The sequence below is a fragment of the Janthinobacterium sp. 64 genome (genome assembly GCF_002813325.1).
In the GTDB taxonomy this organism is placed as follows: Bacteria; Pseudomonadota; Gammaproteobacteria; order Burkholderiales; family Burkholderiaceae_D; genus Janthinobacterium.
On the sequence record NZ_PHUG01000001.1, the window covers coordinates 1,863,991 to 1,889,464 of the forward strand.

The following is a 25,474-nucleotide window of genomic DNA, read 5'->3' on the forward strand; positions in this document are numbered from 1 at the left end:
GCGCCACGCGGGCCGTTTGCGCTTACAAGGTCATGCCGAGGATGACATCCTGGTAATCGGTGCGGCCCACGCGGAAGGTGCGCCGGCCCAGCTGTGCAAAGCCGCAGCGCGCATAGAACGCCAGCGCATCGTGGTTTTCCGCGTACACGCCCAGCAGCACGCGCCCTGCCCCGCCGGCGCGTGCCTGATCGAGCGCCGCCTGCATCAAACGCTGGCCCACGCGCAGGCCCTGGAAGCGGTGCAGCAGGTAGATGCGCTTGATTTCCAGGTCTTGCGGATGCGGGTCCGCCACCGGCAGGCTGGCGGGACTGAGCACCAGGTAGCCGACGGGTGCGCCGCCGGGCGTGGCTTCGGCCAGCCACAAGCGCATGGCCGGCAGCGCCAGCCAGTCGCGGTACAGCTGCACGTCGTGCTGGCGCTGGCAATGGGCGATGACGTCGGCGCCGTCGAGGATGCCAGCGAACGCTTCAAGAAAAGTGGCTTGCCCCACCAGCGCCAGCGCTGCTTCGTCGCCTTTGGCGCAGGGGCGGATGGTGATCGCGTTGTCGGTGTGTGTGCTCATGTCGCTTGCCATGCTGTGCTTCAGTATGGGGTCGGACCCGTCGGGTCCGACCCCGGCCGCTTTACCTTACTTGCCGCCCAAAGGCACCTCGCACAGGCAGTGCGTGAGGGCCATGAACGGTTTGTGTTCGCGCGTGATGCCCGACAGCCAGGAGAGATCCTGCGCCATGCCCAGCGCCGCGTCGGCCGGCAAGCCCGTCGTGGCCAGGCCCAGCTTCACGTGCTCGCCCAGGCCCAGCGAGGCCATGGCCTTGGAGCCGAACATGCCGATCAGCCGGTCCACGTTCGACGTTTCCTGCTCCAGGTACGTCACGCGGTAATCGCTGCCCAGCTTGGCGCGCCTGGCGGCCGAAGCCAGCGCATCGCCATAGCTGCCGATGCGGTCGACCAGGTTGCGCTCTTTCGCCTGCAAGCCCGTCCAGACGCGGCCCTGCGCCACTTCATCAATCTTTTCCGGCGTGGTCTTGCGCGCCTTGGCGGCCAGGTTCAGGAAGTCGCCATACACGTGGTTGATCGAGCCCTGAATCACTTGCGCGAAGCGCGGGTCGAGCGGACGCAATGGGTTGCCCGCGTCGGCCAGCCAGGTGGTCGGCGAACCGGCCGTGTGGATGCCCAGCTTTTCCACCACCTTGTCGGCCGTCGGCAAAATCGCGAACACGCCGATGGAACCGGTGATGGTGGCCGCGTCGGCGATCACTTCATCGGACGAGGTGCTGATCCAGTAGCCGCCGGAAGCGGCCACGTTGCCCATCGAGACGACCACCGGCTTGCCGGCGGCGCGCGTCAGTTCCAGTTCGCGGCGGATCAGTTCCGAGCCGAAGGCGCTGCCGCCCGGCGAATCGACGCGCAGCACGATGGCCTTGATCGATTTGTCTTCGCGTGCCTGGCGGATCAGGCGCGAGGTGGACAGGCCGCCGATGGAACCCGGTGCCGCGATGCCGTCGCCGATTTCACCGGAGGCGATGACCACGCCGACGGCGTCGCCGATATGCACGGGGCGCAGGCGCGCCAGGTAGTCCGTGTAATTGATCTGGCGGAAGTTCGTGCCTTCCGTATTTTTGGCGCCGCGCGCCATCATGAACTGGCGCAGTTCATCGCGCGTTTTCAGGCCGTCGACCAGCTTGCCATTGAGCGACAGCTTGGCAATATCGCCACCGGCGGCCGTCATCATGGCGGGCAGGTTATCGATCGTTTGCATGATGGCGCCGGCCGGCAGCTTGCGCGATTTTTCCACGTCGGTGGTGTAGGTGGTCCACAGGCCGTTGTTCAGGTAGCGGTCCGCTTCGGCCGCCGCTTCGGACGGGCCGTTGGCGATGAACGGCTCGGCCGCGCTCTTGTACGTGCCCACTTTCAGCAGGTTCACCGTCACGCCCACTTTGTCGAGCGCGTCGCGGTAGTAATTGCGGTAGCGGCCAAAGCCTTCCAGCATGACGCCGCCCATCGGGTGCAGGAACACCTCGTCGGCCTTGGCCGCCACCAGGTACTGGCGCTGGTTGTAGCTCGAACCCCAGGCCGTCACTTTCTTGCCCGTGGCGCGGAAGCGTTCCACGCCAGCCGCCACTTCGCGCAGCGACGCCAGGCCGCCGCCCTGCAGCTCGTCGAGCAGGATCACCATGGAGCCGATGTTCTTGTCCTTGGACGCCGTGTCGAGCACCGCCAGCACGTCGCGCAACTGCACGTTTTTCTTGACTTCGCCGCTGACATTGGCCAGCACCGCCTCGCGCACGCCGCCCGGGGTTTCCTCAACCAGCGGGCCCTGCAAGTCCAGCACCAGCGTGGTCTTTTCCGCTAGGGGCTTGGCGCCGCCGCCAAAGATGGCGATCAGGATGGCGATGACGATCAGCAGGAAAATCAGGTTGATGACCGCGCGGCGGGTGGCGTCCAGCGCGCGCCAGAATGCGCCAAAGCCGCGGCGCAGCGGCGGGAAGGGGTTGAGTGACATTGATGCTCCGTGGGGTTATGTACCGAAAGGAAATCAATATAACTGAAAACGGGCTGAATCGTCTTATTTTGACAAGTGTGCCGCGCCTTGGCCGCCCTGCCCTGCCGGTGTGGAAATGAGGAACAGGCCGCCCAGCACCAGGGCGCCATTCAGGATCAGCAACTCCAGGCCGATGCGGTAATGTTCGAACAGCCGCGCCTGCTCCTGCTCGACCAGCGCGCACAGCAGTGGCCCCGCCACGGCCACCAGCGGCACCCAGCGGTCGCGCACGCCGCGCTGGCTCAGCAGGCCGAAGGCGAACAAGCCCAGCAGCGGACCATAGGTATAGCTGGCCAGCTTCAGGATCACGCCTATCATGCTGGGATCGTCGAGCCACTTGAAGGCCATGATCAGGATCAAAAACAATGCGGCAAACCCCAGGTGCACGCGGCGGCGCCAGCGCATCTGCGCGGCCGCGCTCAAATCCGGCCTGCGCTGCACGCCCAAAATGTCGATGCAAAACGTGGACGTCAGGGCAGTGAGCGCCCCGTCCACGCTGGGAAACAGGGCGGAAATGAGGGCGATGAAAAAGATCAGCTGCACCGCGGCCGGGAAGTGCCCGAGCACGACGGCGGGGAAGAGTTTATCCCCCGTGGCCGTCACGCCCGCCTGCGGCGCGTACAGGTGCAGCAAGCCGCCGAGGAACAGGAACAGCAGCAGCACGCCCGTCAGTACCACGGTCAGGCTGAGCATGTTCTTTTGCGAGTCGCGCAAGGTCCGCACGGAAATGTTCTTTTGCATCATTTCCTGGTCCATGCCCGTCATGGCGATGGTAATGAACATGCCGGCAAGAATGTGCTTCCAGACATAGGCAGGGCTGTCGGGGTCCGTGGTGAAGATGCGCGTGAGGCCCTGCGCGCGCATGCGCTCCAGGCTGTCGACGAGGGACAGGTCCATTGCGCGCAATAAAAACACGCTGCAGATGACGAGACCGGCCAGCATGCACGCCGTTTGCAGGGTATCGGTCCAGACGATGGTTTTGACGCCGCCTTCATACGTGTAGAGCAGGATCAGCAGCAGCACGGCGCACGACGTCAGCCAGAACGGCACGCTCAGGCTGTCGAGGATGGTCGCTTGCAAGATATTGACCACCAGATACAGCCGCGCCGTGGCGCCCAGCAGCCGCGAGACGATGAAAAACGCCGCCCCGCTCTGGTAGGAGCGCCGTCCCAGACGCAGTTCCAGAAAACGGTAAATCGAGGTCAGCTGCAGCCGGTAGTACAGCGGCAGCAAGATGAAGGTGATGGCCAGGTAACCGAGTACATAGCCGATCATCAGCTGGATGTAGCCGAAACCGTTGCTGCCCACGGCGCCGGGCACGCTGATGAAGGTCACGCCCGTAAGCGTCGTGCCCACCATGCCGAAGGCCACCAGCATCCAGTTGCTGTCTTTGTTGCCGATGAAAAAACTGTCATTGGTCGCATGGCGCGAAGTGCGCCATGCCACGCCCAGCAGGATCAGGAAATACGCGAGGACGACGGCAAACAGGATGGCTGGGGACATGGCAGATACGGCACTGAGCTAAGGTGGGCGGCAATATACACCGGATTGCCGCGCCCGTTGCTGGAGACGGCTAAAAGCGCCCCCAACCAGCCGCCACGCTAGCCGCCCGAGGCGCGCCGCGCGGCATGCAGCGCGGCCAGCGCCGTTCTGAAGTGCACATTCGGCGTTTCCTGGCAGAAATTGTCCACCGCGCCGCTGCCGCCCAGCAACGGGCTCACCAGCGGCGCATAATGCATGCCATGGCGCAATGGGCCAAGCTGGCTTTCCACGGCCTGCAGGCGCCGCGCATCGACCAAGGCAAAGCGCTCGGTCAGCACCTGTGCAAACAGTTCCTGTGCGCTATGCGCAAGCACAAACGATTCGAAGGTATCGATGGCGAACAGCAAATAGAGCACGCTGTCGCCATCGTGGCGGTAGCCGAGCTGATCGCCAAAACAGGTCTCGGCAAAGAACACGGGACCGCCCTCGGCCGGGCACGGGAAAATCTCCGTCCAGAAATCTTGACGGTTCCACTCCTGCAGGCAATCGCGCGGTGCCGGCGTTGCACCGTCACCAAAAAAATACAGATCGTTGCGGCCGAAATAGCCGCCGCCCACCTGCCGCAGGAATGCCGCGAGGTCGTCGGGCAAGGCCACGCCCAGTACGTGCTCCGTAAAGGCGGCCAGCTTGCCGGCATCGGCGCTCACGCGCTGCGCCGGTGGAAACGCGTGTAAAAACGCTTGGTATTCGACATCCATGTACATTACTCCATTAGTTTTCGGTACGGTCATTGACGGTGGACAACTCAACAGCCGCTCGGCTTGACTTTCTCCACTTCCAGGCCGAACCACGGACGCAAACGCGTGCCAATGACGTTGCCCAGGAAAGCGCAGACCAGCCACAGCCAGCCGTGCAAGCTGCCCGAGACGATGCCGCTGAAATACGCGCCGATATTGCAGCCGTAGGCCAGGCGCGCGCCGTAGCCGAGCAGCAAGCCGCCGACGACGGCGGCGATGATCGAGCGGCGCGGGATGCGCCACACGGGTGCATAGCGGCCGGCCAGCGCCGCCGCCAGCATGGCGCCGAGCACGATGCCGATGTCCATCACGGAAGTCTTGTCTTGCGTCAACGGCGCCGCCAGCGCGGCCGCATTCGCCTTGGTTGACCAGTAGGCCCAGCTGGCCGTGTCGATGCCGACCACGGACGCCGCTTTCGCGCCCCACAGGGCAAACGCGGACGTCACACCCCACGGCTTGCCCGACAGCGCCAGGGTGGCGAAGTTCAGCACAACGAGGGCGACGGCGCCCGCCACCAGCGGCCACGGGCCGTGCAGCCAGGGCGACGACAGCGCCGGGCGCAGCGGCGTCGCGACAAGCTTGCCATGGCGGCGCTTTTCAACGAAAACCGTGAGGCCGGCGATCAAGGCGAAAACGAGCCAGTTCAGGGCCAGCGCAGGCACCAGGCCCAGGGTCGTGACGAGAGAAATCGGCTGGAGCTGCGGCAGCGCCGTCCAGAACGGCATGTGCGCCGTGCCGATCACGGAGCCGACGATGAAGGCGGCCAGGGTGATGAGCATGCGCGTGCTGCCCCCGCCCACCGTGTACAGGGTGCCGGACGCGCAGCCGCCGCCCAGCTGCATGCCGATGCCGAAGATGAAGGCGCCGACGATGACGGAAGTGCCGGCGGGAGACACCAGGCCCGCGACGGGCGTGCCGAACAGAGTACCGGCCGACAGCGCAGGGAAGAACAGCGCCACGCCGACGGCCAGCATCAGCATTTGCGCGCGCAAGCCGTCGCCGCGGCCATCGGCGATGAAAACGCGCCAGGCGGACGTAAAGCCGAAGGCCGCGTGATACAGGGTGACGCCGAGCAAGGCGCCCACCACGTACAGCGCGGACAGCGTGGCGCCGACGGTTTGCGCCAGATACCAGGCGCCGAGCACGATGAGCACCAGCGCGACGCCCAGCGGTTTCGGGTTGATGGCGGCGCGCAGGCGCAGCGGTGACGTTGCTGTATCGGACATGGGGAGTATGGGCCAGAGAAAGGTAAGCACTATTGTAAACCCTGGCAGATCAGGCTGGCTTAATGCCCCACCGCATGCATCGACTTGGGTCAGCGCGAGCAAGGCAATGGGCAGGGCAAACTCCGATCAATGATGTTGGCATGCAGTATCGGGGTTTCTTTATGACGAAAAATACCTCCATGGGAAGAAGATATTTGCGAAAAAATCAACAATGCAATGGTCTGCTACACTGGCCGCACCAACACGGGGTCACCACCATGAATTCAGAAAAACTGGCGCTGCTGCTCACGCGCGAAATGCCATATGGGAAATATCAGGGGCGCTTGCTGGCCGATTTGCCGGGACACTACCTGGGCTGGTTCGCGCGCGAGGGCTTCCCCTCGGGCGAACTGGGCAGTTTAATCGCGCTGATGTACGAGCTCGACCACAACGATCTGCGCGGCTTGCTCGACCCCTTGCGCACGCGCAAATCGCAGTGGCGGCCGGGAGAGTAAGGCGGGTCTTAAAACTGGCGCACCTTCTTCGCCAGCATGGCGCTGAACTCGCCATTTTCCACCAGTTTTTGCAGCTCACTGGCGCCACCGATCAGCACGCCATTGATAAAGACCATGGGGAACGTGGGCCAGCCCGTCCACATTTTCAAGGCATTGCGGCGGTGCCACTGGTTCAGATAACTGCCGTACTGCAAGTACTGGTAGGGCGTGCCCAGCACGTCGAGGATCTTGCGCGCCTTGCGCGGGAACGGATTGAGCGCCATGCCGACCACCACCACCTGGTGCGCGGCGATGGCCGCCTGCACTTCGCGCACGATGTCCTGGTGCTTGCTGCCGATCAAAGGGCGGGCGGCGGGATGGATCTGGGCTTCGTCGAGGATGGCGCGGGTCATGAAAGTCCTGGGATGAGTGGCACGTGGCGTGCGGGTCACGCATTGTGACACGCACTTGTGCCACGCGCACAGGTCGGCGTGGGCGACACGGGCGCGCGGGACAGATAGCCCTGCAGCGCCGATCACTCTATCCCAGCGGCACGTGCAAGCCCATTTTGAGGCAGGTCAAGGCCACCGAGGTGCGGTAGCGGCGGATATTGTCGTCGCCGCCGAACAACCGCTCCGTCAGCGCCTCATACTCGGCCATGCTGCTGGCCGTGATCACCAGCAGGTAATCGGCCTCGCCCGTAATCCCATAGCACTGCTGAATGGCGGGCTCGGCCATGATGCGCGCGCGCATGCCGGCCGTGCGCTGCGGGTGCTCGTCGTGCAGATGCACTTCCACCGTGAGTATCAAGGGGCGGCCCAGGCGGCTGGCGTCGAGCACGGCCACTTCCTGACGGATCACGCCGCTTTCGCGCAGGCGGCGGATGCGCCGCTGCACGGCCGGCGCGGACAAATGCACGGCCTGGGCGATTTCGCGCTGCGACGTCGTGTTATCGCGCTGCAAAATGTCGAGGATCGCCAGGTCGAAGGCATCGAGGTCGGGGGAAGGCGTGAGCGAAAGTTGCGTCATGAGGGTCAAAATGCAGTACAAAACTCGGAGCAGACACAATAAACTTTCACTATTCCGATATCAAGCCTTTTATCACCATGCCATTACGCCGCTATTCCTCGCTGATTCCCCTGCTCGCCATCCTCGGCTCTGTCACCTGCCTGGGACTGGGCACCTCGTGGGCCAAGCACAGCCTGTTCCCGCTCGTCGGCGCACAGGGCACGACGGCCGTGCGCGTGGGCTTTTCCGCCCTGCTGCTGTTGCTGTTCTGGCGCCCTTGGCGCTGGCAGCTGAGCCGCGCCGACCTGCGCACGGTGGCCCTGTACGGCGGCGCGCTGGGCTTGACCAATCTGTGTTTTTATATGGCGCTGCGCACGATTCCGTTCGGCATCGCCGTGGCGATCGAATTCTCCGGCCCGCTGGCCGTGGCCCTGCTGGCTTCGCGCCGCCCGCTCGACTTCGTCTGGGTGGCCCTGGCCGTGGCGGGACTGGCGCTGCTGCTGCCGCTGGGCCACGACGTCAGCAAGCTCGATCCCACGGGCGTGCTGTTCGCCCTGGGCGCGGCCGTCTGCTGGGCTTCGTACATCGTCTTCGGCAAGCGCGCCAGCCATCTGCATGCGGGCCATTCCGTGTCGCTGGGCCTGGCGATGGCCGCGCTGGTGGTCGTGCCCGTGGGCGTGATGCACAGCGGCGCCGCCCTGCTCTCGCCCGTCGTGCTGGCCGTGGGGCTGGGCGTGGCGCTCATTTCCAGCGCCATCCCGATTTCGCTGGAAATGGTGGCCCTGAAGCGGCTGACGCCGCAAGCGTTCGGCATCATGAGCAGCATGGAACCGGCCGTGGCCGCCATGCTGGCCTACCTCCTGCTCGATGAGCGCCTCGGTGCCGGGCAATGGCTGGCGATTGCCATGATCATGGCCGCGTCGATGGGCAGTTCGTACATGGCGCAGCGCATGAAGAAACCGCCGTCCAGCCAGTGCGCCCTGCACTCATGAGCCAGCACGCACGGCTCACCTTGTCTGCGACCCGTGCAAGCGGGAAGTCCACAGGGCCAGCAGCGCCGCCAGCACGAGCAGCGCGGCGCTGGCCGTGAAGGTGGCGCGAAAACCGTAGCCGTCGAGCAGCATGCCGCCCACGGTGGAACCGAAGCCGATGCACAGCTGGACGACGGCCACCATCAGGCCGCCACCGGCTTCGGCATCATCAGGCAAGGTCTGCGCCAGCCACGACCACCAGCCCGTGGGCGCGGCCGTCGCCAGCAATCCCCACAAGCCCAGCAGCACAAAGACGGGCGTCAGCTCGTCGCCGAACGCCAGCAGGGCCAGCGCGATGGCCGCCATCAGCAAGGGAATGGCGACGAGCGTGCGGTACAGGCCGCGCCGCAGCACGACGCCGATCAGCGCCGTGCCGATGAAGCCGGCCACGCCGATCGCCAGCAGCAGCATCGACAAGGTGGGCACGCCGACGCGCGTGACGTTTTCCAGGAACGGCCGCACATAGGTAAACAGCACGAACTGCCCCATGAAAAACGCGCCGACGGCCAGCATGCCGAGTGCCACCTGGCGGCGTTTTAGCAGGCGCAAGAGCTGGCCGAAGCGGGCCGAATGCGCCGAACGCAGCGAACGAGACGGCGCTGGCATCGATGGCAGGCTGCGCCACTGCCAGGCCAGCGCCAGCAGCGCCACCGGCGCCAGGCACAGGAAGGCGCCGCGCCAGCCGATGCTGGCACCCAGATAACTGCCCAGCGGCGCGGCCACCACGGTCGCCAGCGCATTGCCGCCATTGAAGATGGCCAGCGCCCTGGGCACGCTATCGCTGGGCACGAGGCGCATGGCCACGGCCACCGACATCGACCAGAATCCCCCCACCACCACGCCGATCAGCGCGCGCCCAGCCATGTACATCGCATAGTTCGTCGCCAGTCCCACCACCAGCGCGGACGCGCACATCAGGCCCGTCAACAGCAGCAGCAAGGTCTTGCGGTTCATCGCTGCCGCCAGGGTAGCGATGGACAGGCTGGCCAGCACGGCAAAGGCGCCCGAGATGGCGATGCCATAGCCGGCCAGGCCTTCGCTGACGCGCAAGTCCGCCGCCATCGGCGTGAGCAGGCTGACGGGCATGAATTCGGAAGCGATCAGGGTGAACACGCACAGGGTCATGGCAAAGATGCCGCCCCAGAACGCGGGCGCCGCCGCCTCGCTGCGGACCGCGCTCATGCCGCCAGGGCGCGCTGGAAGAACGACGCCAGCTTGTTCCATGGGATCAGGGTCACGCGGTCATACAGGTCGACGTGGCCGGCGCCGGCAACGTAGTGCAGTTCCTTCGGCTCGGCGGCGCGCCGGTAGGCATCTTCGCTGAACTCCTTCGAGTGCGCCTGGTCGCCCGTGATGAACAGCAGCGGACGGGGCGAGATCGTCTCGATATCCATGAAGGGATAGAAATTCATGAACTTGACATTGCTGCTCAAGGTGGGACGGGTGGCGCGCTCGGGCAGCTGGCCGGCCGGGACGTAGGCGCCGCGCGGCGTGCGGTAAAAGTCGTGGAATTCGCGCTCGATGGCACTGGGGTTGGCGCTCAGCTCGGGCAAGGTGCCGCTCGTGTACGCGGTGGCGCCGCCGGCAAACTCCACCTGGCGCTGGCGCGCGGCCGCGGCGATATAGACCTGGCGCTGCGCCAGCGTTTGCGACTGGCGCAAGCCGTGGCGGCTGGCGCTGCCCATGTCGTACATGCTCACCGTGGCGACGGCCTTGATTCGCGGGTCGATCTTGGCCGCGCTGATGACAAAGCTGCCGCTGCCGCAAATGCCGATGGCGGCGATGCGTTCGCTGTCGACCAAGGCTTGTGCGCCGAGAAAATCGACGGCCGCGCTGAAATCCTCGGCGTAGATATCGGGCGAGACGGCGTTGCGCGGCTGCCCTTCGCTGTCGCCCCAGAACGACAGATCCAGCGACAGGGTGACGAAGCCCTGCTCGGCCATTTTGGTCGCATACAGGTTCGCGCTTTGCTCCTTGACTGCGCCCATCGGGTGGCCAACGATGATGGCGGCGTGCCGGCGAGCGGGGTCCAGCTGCGCCGGCAGGAACAGATTGCCGGCAACCGTCATCCGGTACTGGTTGTGGAAGCGCACCGGCTGCACCGTCACCTTGCGGCTCTGGTAGAAATTGTCGGCGCCATCGGGCATGGCTGGCAAGGCCGGCGCGGCGGCGGCGAAAATGGGTGCGCCCAGGACGGACAGGACGCCCAGTGCCGCCATGCCCGTGCCGGCGGCCTTGACGAATTCGCGGCGGCCAGCGGTCGTTTTCATGCGTGTTGTCTTCATGCCCATGCTCCTTTAAAAGTCAGGGCACCATCTTGACGCAGGCAAGCTCTTTTGATTAGCGGGTACAATCTTGATGTAGTTATGAGAAAAATTCAGCAATGAGCCAAAACAAAGTCAACGACCTGCAAGCCTTCCTGGCCGTGGCGCGGGAACGCAGCTTTACCAAGGCCGCCGCCAGGCTGGGCATCACCGCGTCCGCCCTCAGCCACACCATCCGCACCCTGGAAGAACGGCTGGGCGTGCGACTGCTGGCGCGCACCACGCGCAACGTGGCGCCCACCGATGCGGGCGAAAAGCTCATGCTGGCCATCGCGCCCCTGTTCGAGCAGATCGCCGCCGAGGTCGAGGCGCTGGGCGCGCTGCGCGACAAGCCGCGCGGCACCATCCGCGTCACCTGCACGGACGACCATATCGAATTGCTGCTGCGGCCCATGCTGGCCGGCTTCCTGCGCGACTATCCCGACATCACCCTGGAACTGGTGGTCGACTATGGCTTTACGAACGTGGTCGAGCAGCGCTTCGACGCCGGCATCCGCCTGGGCGAAGCCATCAGCAAGGACATGATCGCCGTGCGCATCGGTCCCGACTGGCGCCTGGCCGTGGTAGGGTCGCCCGCGTTTTTTGCGCGCCATGGCGCGCCCGCGACGCCGCATGCGCTGACGGAATACGCCTGCGTGAATATCCGCCACCGGCCCGCCGGCGCCATCTACGCGTGGGAATTCGAAAAGGATGGCCAAGCCTTTGCCGTCAAGGCCGAGGGCCAGCTGGTCTTCAACAGCATCATGCACGTGCTCAATGCGGCGCTCGACGGCATCGGCCTGGCGTATGTGCCCGAGCCGCTGCTGGCGCCCTACCTGGCCGATGGACGGCTGGTCGAAATCCTCGCCGACTGGTGTCCCACCTTCCAGGGCTACCATCTGTACTACCCGAACCGGCGCCAGGCCACGCCCGCGTTTTCAGCCTTCGTGGAGGCGCTGCGCTACCGCGCCTGACTTGGGCACGCTATGGCCACATTTTTGCGCGCCAGCCAGGCCAGCGGCAGCAGCGCCAGCAAGGCAGCCGCCACGCCTGCCCACGGCGACGACGCCATCAGCTGGCGCGACACCATCAGCGCACCGAGCAACGAGCCGAAGGAAATACCAAGATTGAACGCGGAAATATTCAGGCCCGAGGCGAAATCGACGGCTTGCGGCGTGTAGCGCTCGGCCGTGGCCAGCATGCCGGCCTGCAAGGCGGGCGACAGGCCGAAGGCGAACACGCCCCAGACGAACAGCATCACCGTCATCATCCAGGGCGAACTGATGCTCAGCGCCACGCCCGCTTGCGTGACGGCCAGCAACAGCAGCATCACACGCAAGGCCTTTTGCCAGCCCAGGTGGCTGGTCAGGTAGCCGCCCGCCAGGTTGCCGGCAAAGGTGGCGGCACCAAAGACGATCAGCAAGGCGCTGGCCACGGTGGCGGAAAAACCCGTCACGTCCGTCAGGATGGGCGTGATGAACGTGAAGGCGGCAAAGCTGCTGCCGAAACCGAACGTCGTCACGGCCATCATGGTGATAATGGGACCGCTGCCCAGGGCCGCCAGTTGCGTCATGGCCTTGCCGCCCTTGCCCTGCTGTAAGCCGGTCGGCAGCCAGCGCGCCATCGCGCCCAGGCCCAGCGCGGCCAGGACCACCACGGCGAAGAAGGGCAAGCGCCAGCCCATCAGGTTGCCCAGAAAACTGCCGAACGGCACGCCGATCACCATGGCCAGGGTCAAGCCTGCAAACATCACGGAAATCGCCCTGCCCGCCTGTGCCTTGCTGACCAGGCTGGCGGCCACGGTGGCGCCGATGGCAAAGAAGGTGCCGTGCGCCACGGCCGTGATGACTCGCCCCAGCAGCAACAGTTCAAACGTGTGCGAGAAGGCGGCCAGCAAGTTACCGGCCAGGAACACGCTCATCAGCCCCAGCAAAGCCGCCTTGCGCGGCAGGCGCGACATCAGCAGCACCAGCAGCGGCGTGCCGATGGCCAGCGCCAGCGCATACAGGCTGACCAGCGAGCCGGCCGACTCGATGGAAATCCGCAAATCTTTCGCAATGGTGGGCAGGATGCCGACGACGATGAATTCGGTGACGCCGATGGCAAAGGCGCCGACGGCCAGCGCCAGCACGCCGGGCGGCATGGTGCTGGCTGGAGTGGAAACAGGGCTTGCGGTGGTCATGGTTTTTCTCCGGCTGAGTTCAAGCCAGCCAGTGTATCGATGCAAACGCTTTTGATATAGACTCTAATAATGGAAACACCTGTGAAATGGATTCAATAATGGCCAGGCAAGACATCAACCGCGCGTTCGAGATGGGCGTGTTTGTCGCCGTGGTGGAAACGGGCGCCTTTTCCGCCGCCGCGCGCCGCCTGGCCTTGACGCCGTCGGCCGTCAGCAAGCTCGTCAATCGCCTGGAAGCGCGCCTCGGCGCACGACTGCTTCAGCGCAGCACGCGCCAGCTGCACACGACGCCCGAGGGCGACGCTTTCTTCGTGCAGTGCAAGCGCATTCTCGACGATATCGATGGCGCCGAGCGTGAAGCATCGCAGGGCGCGGCGCCGCGCGGACGCTTGCGCATCAACTGTTTCGTGCCGTTCGGCGTGCGCCACCTGCTGCCCATCCTGCCCGAGTTCGCGCAGCGCTATCCCGACATCGTGCTTGACGTCGTCGTCAGCGATGCCATCGTCGACTTGCTGGAAGACCGCACCGACATCGCCATCCGCACGGGCAAGCTGAAGGAATCGAACCTGGTGGCGCGCAAACTGGGCGAAGACGCGATGGTCGTCGTGGCGTCGCCCGCCTACGCGGCCCGGCACGGCTTGCCGCGCACGCCGCAGGAGTTATCCACGCACAATCTGCTGGCCTTCAATTTCCGCTGCCAGAACGAAACCTGGCCCTTCCTCGATGGCGCGGGGGGAACGCTGCAGGTGGCGCCGCAGGGCAATACCTGCGTCAGCGATGGCGAAAGCATGCGCCAGCTGGTGCTGGCAGGCATGGGACTGGGACGCTTTTCACGCCAGCACGTGCTGCGCGACATTGCGCAAGGTCAGTTGCTAGAAGTGCTGCAAGACTACAATCCCGGCGACAAGGAACTCGTGCATGCCGTCTTCGTGGGACCGGGCCTGCAAGTGCCGGCCAGGGTGCGCGTGATGCTCGATTACCTGCTGGAAAAGGTCAGGCTGGGGTGAGCGCCGCGTGCCCGCATCGCGCCTTATAATCGGCAATATCATTGAACTTCCAGTGAGGCGCACCATGCATGATGACTTGATCCACACCTTGCAAACCCGCTTTTTCCAGCACATGCCTCGCCATGCGGGATTGGCCTGGGACCAGGTGCTGGCGCGCCTGCACGCTGCGCCAGCCAGCCTGGCGGTATTGCAGCAAATGGAAGACACGGGCGGCGAACCGGACGTCATCGGGCACGCCGGTGACACGGGCGCCGTCACGTTTTGCGATTGCTCGGCAGAAAGCCCCATCGGCCGGCGCAGCCTGTGTTTCGATGCGGCGGCCCTGGCCGCGCGCAAGGCGAACAAGCCGGCCGGCAGCGCCATGGCCATGGCGCAAACGATGGGAGTCATACTGCTGACGGAAACCGAGTACCGCCAATTGCAGGAACTGGAACCGTTCGACCGCAAAACCTCGAGCTGGATCGCGACGCCGGACAGCATCCGGGCGCTGGGCGGCGCCCTGTTTGGCGACCGCCGCTATGAGCAGGTCTTCGTCTACCACAATGGCGCCGAATCGTATTATGCGAGCCGGGGTTTCCGTGGGCGACTAACCGTCTGACAATCGCCGGCTCAGGCCAGCTCTTCCAGCCGCAACTGGCGGCCTTCATCGAGCATCAGTTCGAACTCGGCCGCCGTCACGGCAGGACTGAACAGATAACCTTGCAGCTGGTCGCAGCCGAGTTCGCGCAGGAAGCGCATCTGCTCGGCCGTTTCCACCCCTTCGGCAACGATTTCCTGGCGCAGCTGCTGCGCCATGGTGACGATGGCGCGGGCGATGGCGCAATCGTTTTCTTCGAACGGCAAGCCGATGACGAAGGAGCGGTCGATTTTCAGGGTGCTGATGGGGAATTTCTTCAGGTAGGCCAGGCTGGAATAGCCGGTGCCGAAGTCGTCCAGCGCCAGCGCCAGGCCCATGGCCACGAGCTGGTTCATGATGTCGATCACCTTGTCGGCGCCGCGCATCAGCAGGCTTTCCGTAATTTCCAGCATGATCTGGTCGGGCCGCACGCCGTAGCGTTCCAGCACGGCCGCTATGCGCGCCGGCAACTGTTCATCGAACTGGCGCGCCGACAGGTTGACGGCGATGGCCGGCATGTGCAAGCCGCGGTCCTCCCAGCTGCGGATCTGGCGGCAGGCCTCGTCCAGCACCCAGGTGCCCAGCTCCAGGATCAAGCTGGTTTCCTCGGCGACGGGGATGAAGAGGCCGGGCGAGACCATGCCGCGCATCGGATGCTTCCAGCGCAGCAGGGCTTCCGCGCCCACGATGCGCCCGCTGGCCAGGCTCACTTTCGGCTGGTAATGCAACTCCAGCTCCTTGTCGCCCAAGGCCAGACGCATTTCGCTTTCCAGGCGCAAATGCTCCTTGGCCCGCCGGTTCATGTCTTCGCGGTAAAACAGGAAGGTTGATTCAATCGTCTGGCTTGCCTTGGCCACGGCCACGTCGGCAAAGCGGAACAGGGCCGGCGCTTCCAGGCCGTCTTCCGGATACACGGTGATGCCGATGCTGGCGCCCACGTGCAGCGCGTGCGCATCGATATTGATGGGTGCTTCGAGCAGGTTGAGCAGCTTTTGCGCCACGTTCGCCGCATGTTCGCGCTTTTCGATATGCAACAACGCCACGACGAACTTGCTGTTGTCGACCCGCGCCAGGATGTCCGCGTCGCGCAAGGCGCCACGGAACAGCTGGCCGATGGCGATCACCAGCTGGTCGCCCACTTCGTGGCCCAGGGTGTCGCTGATGGAACCGATGCGGCTGATGTCGATGACCATCAGCGCGCCATGCGTGCCTTGCCGTTTCGCTTCGGCCAGGCCCTGGCCCACCAGCTGGTTCAGCAGGCAGCGGTTGGGCAAGCCCGTCAGGCTGTCGTAATTGGCCATGCGCTGCATGCGCGCCTCGGCATCCTTGTGCACCGAAATATCGGAAAACAGGGAAAACACATGGCTGATCTCGCCATACTCGTCGCGCACGACGCTGATGGTGACGTCTTGCGGGAACAGTTCGCCATTCTTGCGCTTGCCGATGATTTCGCCGCGCCAGGAGCCGTGTCCGCGCATGGCGGCGCGCACCTTGGCGCGGAAATCGGGGTCGTGCACGCCCGAGCGCAGCAAGTCCGGCGTGCGGCCGATGGCTTCGGCCGGCGAATAGCCGGTGATGCGGGAAAACGAACTGTTGATGGAGACGATGCGCTCTTCCGCGTCCGTGATCAGCACGGCTTGCTCGCTGTCTTCGATGATGCGCGCGTGCAACCTCACCTTGTCCACGTCGGACAGCGGTTCGCTCATCACCGACAGGCGCACGGCCATGCCGCACGCCTTGCCCGCCTGGTCGTGGATCACGTGGCGGTGCATGCGCAGCCACGTCACCATGCCCGACTTCTTGCGCCGGCGCACATCGGTGGCCACGTCGCCCTCGGTGAAATGCAATTCCAGCACGCTCGCTTCCGCGTCGTCTTCCGGATACAAAAACAGGATGTGCTGGCCCAGCGCTTCCAGTTCGGAATAGCCGAACATCTGCTCGGCGCCATGGTTCCAGCCGATCAAAAAGCCATCGGGATCGATTTCCAGCAAGGCGTCGGGTGGCGCCACGCGCACCATGGGCCGGCTGACGCCGCGCAGCCGCTCCAGCTCTTCCTGCAGTCGCGCCAGGGTGGCGGCCTGCTGCGGCCCCGCCTGTTCACGGGCGTCCTGGGCCAGGCGCAGGCACAGCGCGACCTTTGCCTCAAGCATGGCAACCCCGCGCGCGTGCCAGGTCAGGGAAACATTTGAGGGGCGCTGCGGTGTGTGTCATCATCAAAATCCCACTATGGGGCATGCAAGTCGGAGCAGAAAGACGGTCGAAATACTATGATTATGGTAACTTAAAAATGTTGGCATATGTCAACATTTTAAGACCTACGCCGAATGGCACGGCAGATGCTGCGCCAGGCGGGCAAACACATCCGGTTCGCGCATGCGCGCCATCCACCAGCGCAGCGCGGCGCCATCCTCGCCCACGCGCCACGCCAGGTAAAACGTTTCCGACGGTTTTGGCTCTTCCACGGCCTTTTCCACCAGCTGGCCGCGCGCGATGGCGGCGCGCGCACACGGCCCCGGCAGGAAGCCAAAGCCCAGTCCCAGCACCTGATAATCGAACTTGACCTGCATGCTCGGCACGCTCAAGGCATCTTGCCCCAGCAGCAGCCCCACCGTGCGCGGCGCCATCTGGCGCGCCGAGTCGGCCACCACCACGGCCCGGTGCTGCTGCAGATGGCCGCGCGACAACGGTCCCTGCACCTGGGCCAGCGGATGCGTGGGCGCCACGGCAAAGACGAAGTCGAGCATGCCGATCGGCTGCGCGATATAACCGCCGCCGGCCGGCCCGTCGCCGGGCGCGCCCACCAGCAAATCGACCCGGCGGGCCAGCAACGCTTCCCAGGTGCCCGACAGGGTGTCTTGCGACAGGCGCAAGCGCGTCTGTTGCGCCACCTCATAGAAGGCGCGCACGTCGTCGGCCAGGGCAACGGCGGAAAACATGGAATCGATGCCGATGGACAATTCCGTTTCCCAGCCGGAAGCCACCCGGCGCACGCGGTGTTCGAGGTCCTGCGCCGCCTTCAATAAATAGCGGCCCTCTTTCAGCAATTCCTGGCCGGCCGCCGTCAGCATGACTTTCGGACCATTGCGCTGGAATACTTGCACGCCCAGGTCGTCTTCCAGCTTGGCCACCGTATAGGAAATGGTGGACGGCACTTTATGCAACTCCTTGCCGGCCGACGAGAACGATCCGCGGCGGTCGATGGCGTCGACGATTTGCAAGGCTTCCAGGCTCAGTCTTAACATTCGATTTTTTCGATCATAGGTCGCAAGATTTTCCGTTTTTCTTTCGCCGAACAGGGGCCTATACTTTGTTCATCGTACAGCGAGGGGAAGAGGCCACGGCGCAGCGCCAGGCAACGACCCTTCGAAATTATCGCACATTAACTTATAGAAACGGAGTCCACCATGTTACAGATTCGTCATAGCGAAGAACGCGGCGCCGCCAACCACGGCTGGCTCAATTCCCACCACAGCTTTTCCTTCGGCAGCTACCACGATCCGCTGCACATGGGCTTTGGCCCCTTGCTGGTGATCAATGAAGACAGGGTCACGCCAGGCCAGGGCTTCGGCACGCACGGCCACCGCGACATGGAAATCATTTCGTATGTGCTCGACGGCGCGCTGGAACACAAGGACAGCATGGGCACCGGTTCCGTGCTGCACTACGGCGATGTGCAGCGCATGAGCGCCGGCAGCGGCGTGCGCCACAGCGAGTTCAACCATTCCGCCACGGATGGCTTGCACTTCCTGCAAATCTGGATACAGCCGAACGTGACGGGCATTCCGCCCAGCTATGAAGAGAAACATTTCACGCCGGAAAGCAAACGGGGCAAGCTGCGCCTGATCGCCTCGTCCGACGGGCGCCAGGGCTCCGTGCTGATCCACCAGGATGCGGCCATCTACGCCAGCATCCTGCAGGACGGCGAACAGGCCGAACATGCGCTCGACGAAGGCCGCCTTGCCTATGTGCACCTGATCCGCGGCAGCCTGGTGGTCAACGGCACGCCCTTGAAAGCGGGCGATGCGCTGAAATTGACGCAGGAAGCGGCCGTGACCATTACGCAACCGGAAGATGCGGAATTTCTGCTCTTCGACTTGCCTGAATGAGGGTACTGGCCATCTTCGGCGGCATGCTGTCGCTGGTGGAGCGCGGTTGTCGCCAGACCAAGTAAGACCAAGGCTGCCTGACCGGACGGGCCCGTCACCGACGCGGCCCGCCCGGCCGGCAGCCTGTCATCGTGTTGTCATCAAGCTGACATGGCGCTGTCACATTCGACAACTATCATGCGGTTGCCATTTAATCACGCAACCACAGGACATCGCAGCCCATGAACAAGCCCAACGATCTGGCCATCAGCGCCACCGATCTGAACGACATTGACAGCAACGCGTCCCACGACAACCATTTCAACAGCATCCTGAACGCCCGCCTGAGCCGCCGCAACTGGCTGCGCGGCGGCGCCGTCACGGCCGCGACCGCCGTCATGGGTTCGATGGGCCTGTCCGCCTGCGGCGGCAGCAGCGATGCGGCCACCGTCACGCCGACGCCAACGCCGACGCCAACCCCAACGCCCGAAAAACTGCTGGCCTTCACGGCCGTGCCGAAAAGCCTGGCCGACATCGTGTCGGTGCCCGCCGGCTACACGGCCACGGCCCTGTACGCGCTGGGCGACTCGCTGCGCGCAGCCACGCCAGCGTACAAGAACGACGGCAGCGACACCGATTTCGACAACCGCGCCGGCGACCACCACGACGGCATGGAATACTACGGCCTGTCCGCCGCCGGCGCGCCGCTGGCGTCCGGCGCCGAGCGGGGCTTGCTGGCGATGAACCACGAAGCGACCACGGACGAAAAACTGTCCTCGCACTTCCTGCACGTCAATGGCGGCACCACCACGCTGCCGCGCCCCGCCGCCGAAGTCGACAAGGAAGTGGCCGTCCACGGCCTGAGCGTGGTGGAAGTCAAGAAGACGGGCAGCGCCTGGGCTACCGTCAACGATTCCGCCTTCAACCGCCGCGTCACGCCGCTGACGGACATCGAGCTTGCCGGCCCCGTGCGCGGCAACGCCCTCGTCGTGACCAAATATTCGCCGACCGGCACCAAGACGCGCGGCACCATCAACAATTGCGGCACGGGCAAGTCGCCTTGGGGCAGCTACCTGTCCGGCGAAGAAAACTGGGCCGGCTACTTCACGCGCTCGTCCACCGACAATGCCGCGCGCGGCGACAAATCCGTCGTGTCGCTGAACCGCTATGGCCGCAGCCAGGGCGGCGCCTCGCGCCACGGCTGGGAAACGGGTGGCAGCGACGACAAGTACGCGCGCTGGAACCTGAGCAAGATTGGCGCATCAGCCGATGGCAGCGACGACTACCGCAATGAATTGAACGGCATGGGCTACATCGTCGAGATGGACCCGTACGACAAAACCAAAGCCATCCGCAAGCGCACGGCGCTGGGCCGCTACGCGCACGAAAGCGCCGCCTTCAGCGTGCCGGCCGTGGGCCAGCAGCTGGCCGTCTACATGGGCGACGATTCGCGCAACGAATACATCTACAAATTCGTCACGACGGCCGTCTGGGCCGCCGCCGATGCCAACTCGCTTGACCGCATCGCCACCGGCGACAAATACCTCGATTCGGGCAAGCTGTACGTGGCCAAGCTGGCCGCCGACGGCACGGGCCAGTGGATCGAACTGGCCCTGTCGAACGCGCTGATCCAGGCCTACAGCGCCTACAAGTTCGCCGACCTGGCCGACGTGCTGGTCAACGCCCGCCTGGCGGCCGACGCCGTGGGCGCAACCAAGATGGACCGCCCGGAATGGTGCTCGGTCAACCCGGCCAATGGCGAGATCTATTACACGCTGACCAACAACTCGAACCGCACCGTCAATCCGAGCGGCTCGTCGCAGCTGGCGCCAGACAGCGCCAACCCGCGCGCCTACACGGACATGAAGGGCAGCAGCGCGCAAAACGGCAATCCGAACGGCCACATCATCCGCTTCAAGGAAGGCACGGGCGCGGCCGCGGCCACCAGCTTTACGTGGGACGTCTACCTGTTCGGCGCCGAGAGCGGCGCCGACGCCAGCAAGATCAACCTGTCGAACCTGACGGCCGACCAGGATTTTTCAAGCCCGGACGGCCTGGCTTTCAGCCCCTACACCGGCATCTGCTGGATCCAGACGGACGATGGCGCGTACACGGATGTGACCAATTGCATGATGCTGGCGGCCATTCCCGGCAAGGTCGGCGACGGCGCCAAGTCCACGTTGAACTACGCCACGGCGGCCGGCGGCAGCCTGGCCGTCGACACCTTCATCGGCAAGAAACCCACGGCCGACACGCTCAAGCGCTTCCTGGTGGGCCCGGTCGGCTCGGAAATCACGGGCATCAGCGAAACGCCCGATGGCAAGACCATGTTCATCAATATCCAGCACCCGGGCGAAAACACCTCGCTGGCGAATATCGGCGATCCGTCCAAATACACGAGCCAGTGGCCGGCCAACGCCGGTTATGGCGCCGGCAAGCGCCCCCGCTCGGCCACCATCGTGATCACCAAGAACGATGGCGGACGTATCGGCAGCTGATGGACCGTGCCTGGCGGAGGCATCCGCCAGGCAAAGCCAGCAACTCACCTTGTAAAAGGAGGAAGTGCCCTTAAGTAAGGTTCATCACCAGACATTGCAACGACCGAAAGACAGCCAGGGAAAACGTTTCCCTGCTTTTTGGTATGATGGCAAGGCGCGCCGGCACCGCAGTGGTGTCGCGCGCCTTTTATTTTTGATAATTACTTATATGAGCACAACCATGCAAAGCGGCGCAGACATCCTGGCGACAGGCGAATTGGATTACACGACTTCCTGCGCACTGCCGACGCCGTGGGCCCAGTTCACCTTGCACGCGTTTGTCGAGCACGCGACTGGCAAGGAACACCTGGCCATGGTGCTGGGCGATATCGGCAACGGCGAACCGGTGCTCGCGCGCGTGCATTCCGAGTGCCTGACGGGCGACGTGCTGTTTTCGCAGCGCTGCGACTGCGGCGCGCAGCTCGAGGGCGCCCTGAAACGCATCGCCGAGGAAGGCCGCGGCATCTTGCTGTACCTGCGCCAGGAAGGACGCGGCATCGGCCTGATCAACAAGATCCGCGCCTACCGCCTGCAGGAAGCGGGCGCCGACACGGTGCAGGCGAATGAACAGCTGGGCTTCAAGGCCGACGCGCGCAACTACACCTTGTGCAAACCCATGTTTGCGCAATTCGGCATCGACAGCCTGCGTCTGATGACGAACAATCCGCGCAAGATCGCCGCCATGGAAGCGCTGGGCATCACCGTGGCCGAACGCGTGCCGCTGCTGGTCAACCGCAACGCCTTCAACCAGCACTACCTGAATACCAAGCAAAGCAAGCTCGGTCACATGATGACGCCGGAAACGGCGCCGGCGCTGGAAGACGGCGCGCTGTAATTGCTGCCTCGGCTTGCCGGGCCGGCGCATGCCGGCCCTCGCCCGCCGCGCTCCTGCTCACGCACAAAGGATGCATGAAATTATCTGACTACGCCTTCCTGCTGGCCAGCCTGTGCGCTGGCGCAGGCGCCCACGCGGCCCCGGCACCTGCGCCAGCCGCGGCTCACACCGCCTCGACTCCCCCCATCAAACCGCCGCCGGCCACCGCCGCGCCCGCCGCGACCGAACATGCAACATTGCCGCCGCCCTCGTCGGCCGCGCAAAAACTGTACACGGCCGCGCGCGCCGACATCCTGCAAGTGCGCGTGCTGCTGAAAAACGGCCGCACGCAATCGTCGGTGGGCTCGGGCTTCTTGATCGGCACGGGCGACCTGGTGGTGAGCAACTATCACGTCGTGTCGCAATTCGCGCTCGACCCCGATACCTATGTGGGCGAGTGGGTCGACACGAGCGGCCAGCGCGGCAATGTGGAATTGCTGGCCGTCGACGTACTGCACGACCTGGCCGTGCTGCGCGTCAACCGCCGCGGCACGGGCTTTTTCAAGATGCCGGAACCGCTGGCACCGCTGACCCAGGGCCAGTACCTGTATTCGATGGGCAATCCGCTGGACCTGGGTTTTGCCATTTCGGAAGGATCCTATAATGGCGTCGTCACGCGCAGCTTTTACGACCAGCTGATGTTTACGGGCCCGATCAATGCCGGCATGAGCGGCGGCCCCAGCGTCACGGCGAATGGCGACGTGGCCGGAGTAAACGTCTCGAAACGCCTCGATGGCGAACTCGTCAGTTTCCTCGTGCCGGCCCGCTATGCCCAGCAATTGCTGGCCAGGGTGGCGCAGCAAGGCAAGGCGCCGAAAGACTTCAAGCCGCTGGTGACGGCGCAGCTGCTGGCGCACCAGGAAGTGATGCTGGCGCGCCTGCTGGGCACGCCCCTGAGCCTGAAAGCCATGGGCCCGTACCGCGTGCCCGTGCGCGAGTCCGACCAGATGCGCTGCTGGGGCCGCTCCAACGTCAAGTCCGACAAGCCCTACATGCTCGACAACACCAGCTGCGCCATGGAATCGGCGATCTTCATCTCGGGCGCCCTGCAGACGGGGCAAGTGTCGATGCGCCACGAATTTTTGCGCAGCAGCGAACTGGGCGCGCTGCGCTTTTCCGAGCTGGCCAGCGCCTCGTTCAAGAATGAAAGTTTCGGCAGCTACAAGAGCGTGAACCTGACCGGCCCGCAATGCACCGAACAGTTCGTCAAGAACAAGACGCTTCCCCTGCGCGCCGTGCTGTGCGTGCGCGCCTACCGCAAGTTTACGGGACTGTACGACTTTGCCCTGCTGGCCGCCAGCACCGACGAGCCACTGATGAGCCTGCAAAGCCGCATCGACGCGCGCGGCGTGTCGTACGCCAACGGCATGCGCGTCACGCGCACCTTCCTCGAAGCGCTGTCGCGCGCGCCCTCCACCACCAGCAGCCGCAAGCCATGAAGCCGCCCTATTACCTTGAAATCCTCGCCGAGAATGGCGAAGTGCGGCAGCGCCAGCGGATCGAGTCCCTGCCGATCCGCATCGGCCGCGGCTACGACAACGACTTCATCCTCGACGACGCGCATACGGCGGCCCAGCACGCCATCGTCGAGGACGACGGCGCAGGTGGCCTGCTGCTGCGCGACCTGGGCAGCCAGAATGGCGTGATCCACCGGGGACAGCGGCAATTGCAAGTGGCCATGAGCGGCAACAGCATCGTGCGCCTCGGCCACACGCGCCTGCGCGTGCGCGCCAGCGACCATCCGGTGGCGCCCGAACTGGGCGACACGACCCGGCACGACTGGGAAGGCTTGCGCCCGGCCGTCGCCGGCCTGGCCATGATCGGCGCCTCGGCCGCCTTCAGCAACTGGCTCAGTGATGCGGATGCCTTCGAGCCGATTTCCTACCTGATGGTCATCGCCACCGCGCTGGCCGGCGGCCTCGTGTGGGCGTCGGTCTGGGGCGTGGCAAACCGGCTGTTCGGCCATGTGGCGCGCTTCGGCCGTCACCTGTTCATCATCGGCTGCGGCTTGCTGGCCATGGAAGTGTGGGAACTGGGCAGCAACGTGGCGGCGTATGCGCTGTCGCTGGAAGCGCTTACGCGCTACGGACGGCATATGTTCATCGTCATCATCTGCGTCATGATCTACTACCATTTGTGCACGATCAAGCCGCAGCATCCGCGCCGCTTCGGCCTCGTCGCCGTCGTGCTGGCGATCATTGGCTCGACCCTGATCCTGCTGAGCAACCTGCAGATCAGCGGCCGCCTTGCCGACGAGACATACATGTCGGTCATTTACCCTCCGGTCCTGCGTGTGAGCCCGGATCACACGACGGACGCCTTCTTCCGCGATGCGGCCGGCTTGCAGCGCGCCGTCGATGCCGAGCGGGGCAAGGCAGCCAAGGGCGCCGACGACGACGAAGACAGCGGCGATGCATAGCCCGATATGCAAAAAGCCCGCCGTGTCCTGACAGACCGGCGGGCTATTGCCTGGAACTTGCGCTTAGAACTTGGCTTCCTGCTTGCGGCGCGCCGTAAAGCCCAGCAGGCCCAGGCCGATCAGCAGCATGGCGTAGGTAGTCGGTTCCGGCACGGCCGAGACCAGGCCATCGGTGCTGGAAAAGCTGGCGAAATTGCTGTTGCCCGCCTTGAACTGCGCTTGCTGGCCGCCATCGCAGCAGCCTTCCAGGCCATAGATGCTCAAGGTATGGTTGCCGGCCGCCAGCGAGCTCGAACCGCTGAGGAACTGGCTGCCATTGTTGTAGTTGCCTGCCCACCACATGTCGTTGCTCTTGAAGTCCAGCGCCACGCCGTCGAGGAACAGGGCGCCGCCCTTGCCGAAATCGACGCCGCTACGGAAGCTCCAGGCGCCCGCATCGGCCGTGCTGACGCCAAAATTGATCACCGACTTGAAGGCGATGTTCGCACCACTGCCGAACAGGCTGCTGTTCGTGACATTGTTGTAGCTGGCAATCGTCTTCGTGCCATAACCGGCGCCCGGCGTGGCCACGGCGGCATTCACCACGGACTGGTAAGCGGCGGCCGAAGTCTGCGCGCTGGCGTTCGAGAAACCGGTGGACACGGTGACGGTGCTGGCGTTCGCGTGGGCAAACACACCGACAGCGATCAGGGACAGGGCGATTTTAGGCAAGTTCTTCATGATGGTATCCAGTCAGTAAATATTCAGTGGGCAGTGGGCGCGGCAGGCGGGCACTGGTGCCGAACGCACGCTGCATTGAGGCGTTCCGGCATAGCGCCAGGCATGGCAAATAGAGCGGTCGGGAGCGTAACTTCCGCGTAACAGCGCGGACTTGCGGCGTGCCATGGCGGCA

At 64.6% G+C, this 25,474-nt stretch carries 23 protein-coding genes; 10 read left to right on the forward strand and 13 right to left on the reverse strand.

Features of this window, described 5'->3' with window-relative positions; genetic code table 11:
• Positions 1–22: 22 nt before the first annotated feature.
• The 5 genes from CLU91_RS08155 to CLU91_RS08175 form a co-directional block, all read right to left on the reverse strand.
• Positions 23–562 (reverse strand): GNAT family N-acetyltransferase, encoded by a 540-nt coding sequence (locus CLU91_RS08155; protein ID WP_100873757.1) that lies wholly within the window; start codon positions 560–562, stop codon positions 23–25.
• A gap of 66 nt (positions 563–628) precedes the next feature.
• Complete coding sequence (sppA, locus tag CLU91_RS08160; protein WP_100873758.1) at positions 629–2,503, reverse strand: signal peptide peptidase SppA; 1,875 nt, start codon at positions 2,501–2,503, stop codon at positions 629–631.
• Between the two features lie 63 nt (positions 2,504–2,566).
• Complete coding sequence (locus tag CLU91_RS08165; RefSeq protein WP_100873759.1) at positions 2,567–4,045, reverse strand: sodium:solute symporter; 1,479 nt, start codon at positions 4,043–4,045, stop codon at positions 2,567–2,569.
• A gap of 98 nt (positions 4,046–4,143) precedes the next feature.
• Positions 4,144–4,782 carry an SMI1/KNR4 family protein gene (locus CLU91_RS08170; protein ID WP_100873760.1) on the reverse strand — a complete coding sequence of 213 codons (639 nt, stop codon included), beginning with the start codon at positions 4,780–4,782 and terminating at the stop codon, positions 4,144–4,146.
• A 47-nt stretch (positions 4,783–4,829) separates the two neighbouring features.
• Positions 4,830–6,047 (reverse strand): YeeE/YedE family protein, encoded by a 1,218-nt coding sequence (locus tag CLU91_RS08175; RefSeq protein ID WP_100873761.1) that lies wholly within the window; start codon positions 6,045–6,047, stop codon positions 4,830–4,832.
• Positions 6,048–6,304: 257 nt separating this feature from the next.
• Here CLU91_RS08175 and CLU91_RS08180 point away from each other — a divergent pair, with 257 nt between their 5' ends.
• Entirely contained in the window at positions 6,305–6,541 is a 237-nt protein-coding gene (locus CLU91_RS08180; RefSeq protein ID WP_100873762.1) for a DUF3820 family protein, read from the forward strand.
• Between the two features lie 8 nt (positions 6,542–6,549).
• Here the strand turns inward: CLU91_RS08180 and CLU91_RS08185 are convergent, their stop codons facing one another.
• A complete protein-coding gene (locus CLU91_RS08185; RefSeq protein ID WP_100873763.1) occupies positions 6,550–6,933 on the reverse strand; it encodes a glutaredoxin in 384 nt (127 codons plus the stop codon).
• Positions 6,934–7,060: 127 nt separating this feature from the next.
• The gene (locus tag CLU91_RS08190; RefSeq protein ID WP_100873764.1) at positions 7,061–7,549 is read right to left on the reverse strand and encodes an Lrp/AsnC family transcriptional regulator; all 489 of its coding nucleotides are present in this window, start codon (positions 7,547–7,549) and stop codon (positions 7,061–7,063) included.
• 77 nt (positions 7,550–7,626) lie between these two features.
• Here CLU91_RS08190 and CLU91_RS08195 point away from each other — a divergent pair, with 77 nt between their 5' ends.
• Positions 7,627–8,520 (forward strand): EamA family transporter, encoded by an 894-nt coding sequence (locus CLU91_RS08195; protein WP_100873765.1) that lies wholly within the window; start codon positions 7,627–7,629, stop codon positions 8,518–8,520.
• 15 nt (positions 8,521–8,535) lie between these two features.
• On the opposite strand, the gene CLU91_RS08200 is transcribed toward CLU91_RS08195, so the two are convergent.
• Positions 8,536–9,741 carry an MFS transporter gene (locus CLU91_RS08200; protein WP_232730673.1) on the reverse strand — a complete coding sequence of 402 codons (1,206 nt, stop codon included), beginning with the start codon at positions 9,739–9,741 and terminating at the stop codon, positions 8,536–8,538.
• A complete protein-coding gene (locus CLU91_RS08205) occupies positions 9,738–10,844 on the reverse strand; it encodes an alpha/beta hydrolase (RefSeq protein ID WP_232730674.1) in 1,107 nt (368 codons plus the stop codon). Before CLU91_RS08205 ends, CLU91_RS08200 begins: the two co-directional genes overlap by 4 nt.
• A 98-nt stretch (positions 10,845–10,942) precedes the next feature.
• Here CLU91_RS08205 and CLU91_RS08210 point away from each other — a divergent pair, with 98 nt between their 5' ends.
• Complete coding sequence (locus CLU91_RS08210) at positions 10,943–11,836, forward strand: LysR family transcriptional regulator (protein ID WP_100873767.1); 894 nt, start codon at positions 10,943–10,945, stop codon at positions 11,834–11,836.
• Here the strand turns inward: CLU91_RS08210 and CLU91_RS08215 are convergent.
• The gene (locus CLU91_RS08215) at positions 11,824–13,044 is read right to left on the reverse strand and encodes an MFS transporter (protein ID WP_198521282.1); all 1,221 of its coding nucleotides are present in this window, start codon (positions 13,042–13,044) and stop codon (positions 11,824–11,826) included. The two genes, CLU91_RS08210 and CLU91_RS08215, sit on opposite strands and share 13 nt — an antisense overlap.
• A gap of 86 nt (positions 13,045–13,130) precedes the next feature.
• On the opposite strand from CLU91_RS08215, the gene CLU91_RS08220 reads away from it, so the two are divergent.
• Together CLU91_RS08220 and CLU91_RS08225 are read left to right on the forward strand one after the other, a co-directional pair.
• Positions 13,131–14,051 carry a LysR family transcriptional regulator gene (locus CLU91_RS08220; protein WP_232730675.1) on the forward strand — a complete coding sequence of 307 codons (921 nt, stop codon included), beginning with the start codon at positions 13,131–13,133 and terminating at the stop codon, positions 14,049–14,051.
• Between the two features lie 64 nt (positions 14,052–14,115).
• Entirely contained in the window at positions 14,116–14,649 is a 534-nt protein-coding gene (locus tag CLU91_RS08225; protein WP_100873770.1) for a DUF4256 domain-containing protein, read from the forward strand.
• A gap of 11 nt (positions 14,650–14,660) precedes the next feature.
• On the opposite strand, the gene CLU91_RS08230 is transcribed toward CLU91_RS08225, so the two are convergent.
• Positions 14,661–16,817: a putative bifunctional diguanylate cyclase/phosphodiesterase gene (locus tag CLU91_RS08230; RefSeq protein WP_100873771.1), complete on the reverse strand. Its 2,157-nt coding sequence runs from the start codon at positions 16,815–16,817 to the stop codon at positions 14,661–14,663.
• A 165-nt stretch (positions 16,818–16,982) separates the two neighbouring features.
• Entirely contained in the window at positions 16,983–17,909 is a 927-nt protein-coding gene (locus CLU91_RS08235) for a LysR family transcriptional regulator (RefSeq protein WP_100873772.1), read from the reverse strand.
• A gap of 162 nt (positions 17,910–18,071) precedes the next feature.
• On the opposite strand from CLU91_RS08235, the gene CLU91_RS08240 reads away from it, so the two are divergent.
• The 5 genes from CLU91_RS08240 to CLU91_RS08260 all read left to right on the forward strand — a co-directional run bounded on the left by CLU91_RS08240 (position 18,072) and on the right by CLU91_RS08260 (position 24,582).
• Entirely contained in the window at positions 18,072–18,773 is a 702-nt protein-coding gene (locus tag CLU91_RS08240) for a pirin family protein (protein ID WP_100873773.1), read from the forward strand.
• A gap of 221 nt (positions 18,774–18,994) precedes the next feature.
• The gene (locus tag CLU91_RS08245; protein WP_100873774.1) at positions 18,995–21,250 is read left to right on the forward strand and encodes a PhoX family protein; all 2,256 of its coding nucleotides are present in this window, start codon (positions 18,995–18,997) and stop codon (positions 21,248–21,250) included.
• Between the two features lie 220 nt (positions 21,251–21,470).
• Complete coding sequence (gene ribA / locus CLU91_RS08250; protein WP_100873775.1) at positions 21,471–22,124, forward strand: GTP cyclohydrolase II; 654 nt, start codon at positions 21,471–21,473, stop codon at positions 22,122–22,124.
• Between the two features lie 74 nt (positions 22,125–22,198).
• A complete protein-coding gene (locus CLU91_RS08255) occupies positions 22,199–23,602 on the forward strand; it encodes a S1 family peptidase (protein WP_100873776.1) in 1,404 nt (467 codons plus the stop codon).
• Positions 23,599–24,582, forward strand: coding sequence for an FHA domain-containing protein (locus tag CLU91_RS08260; protein ID WP_100873777.1), 984 nt, complete (start codon positions 23,599–23,601; stop codon positions 24,580–24,582). The genes CLU91_RS08255 and CLU91_RS08260 overlap by 4 nt, the downstream gene beginning before the upstream one ends.
• Positions 24,583–24,645: 63 nt before the next feature.
• On the opposite strand, the gene CLU91_RS08265 is transcribed toward CLU91_RS08260, so the two are convergent.
• Complete coding sequence (locus CLU91_RS08265; RefSeq protein WP_100873778.1) at positions 24,646–25,302, reverse strand: CCXG family PEP-CTERM protein; 657 nt, start codon at positions 25,300–25,302, stop codon at positions 24,646–24,648.
• Positions 25,303–25,474: the final 172 nt, after the last annotated feature.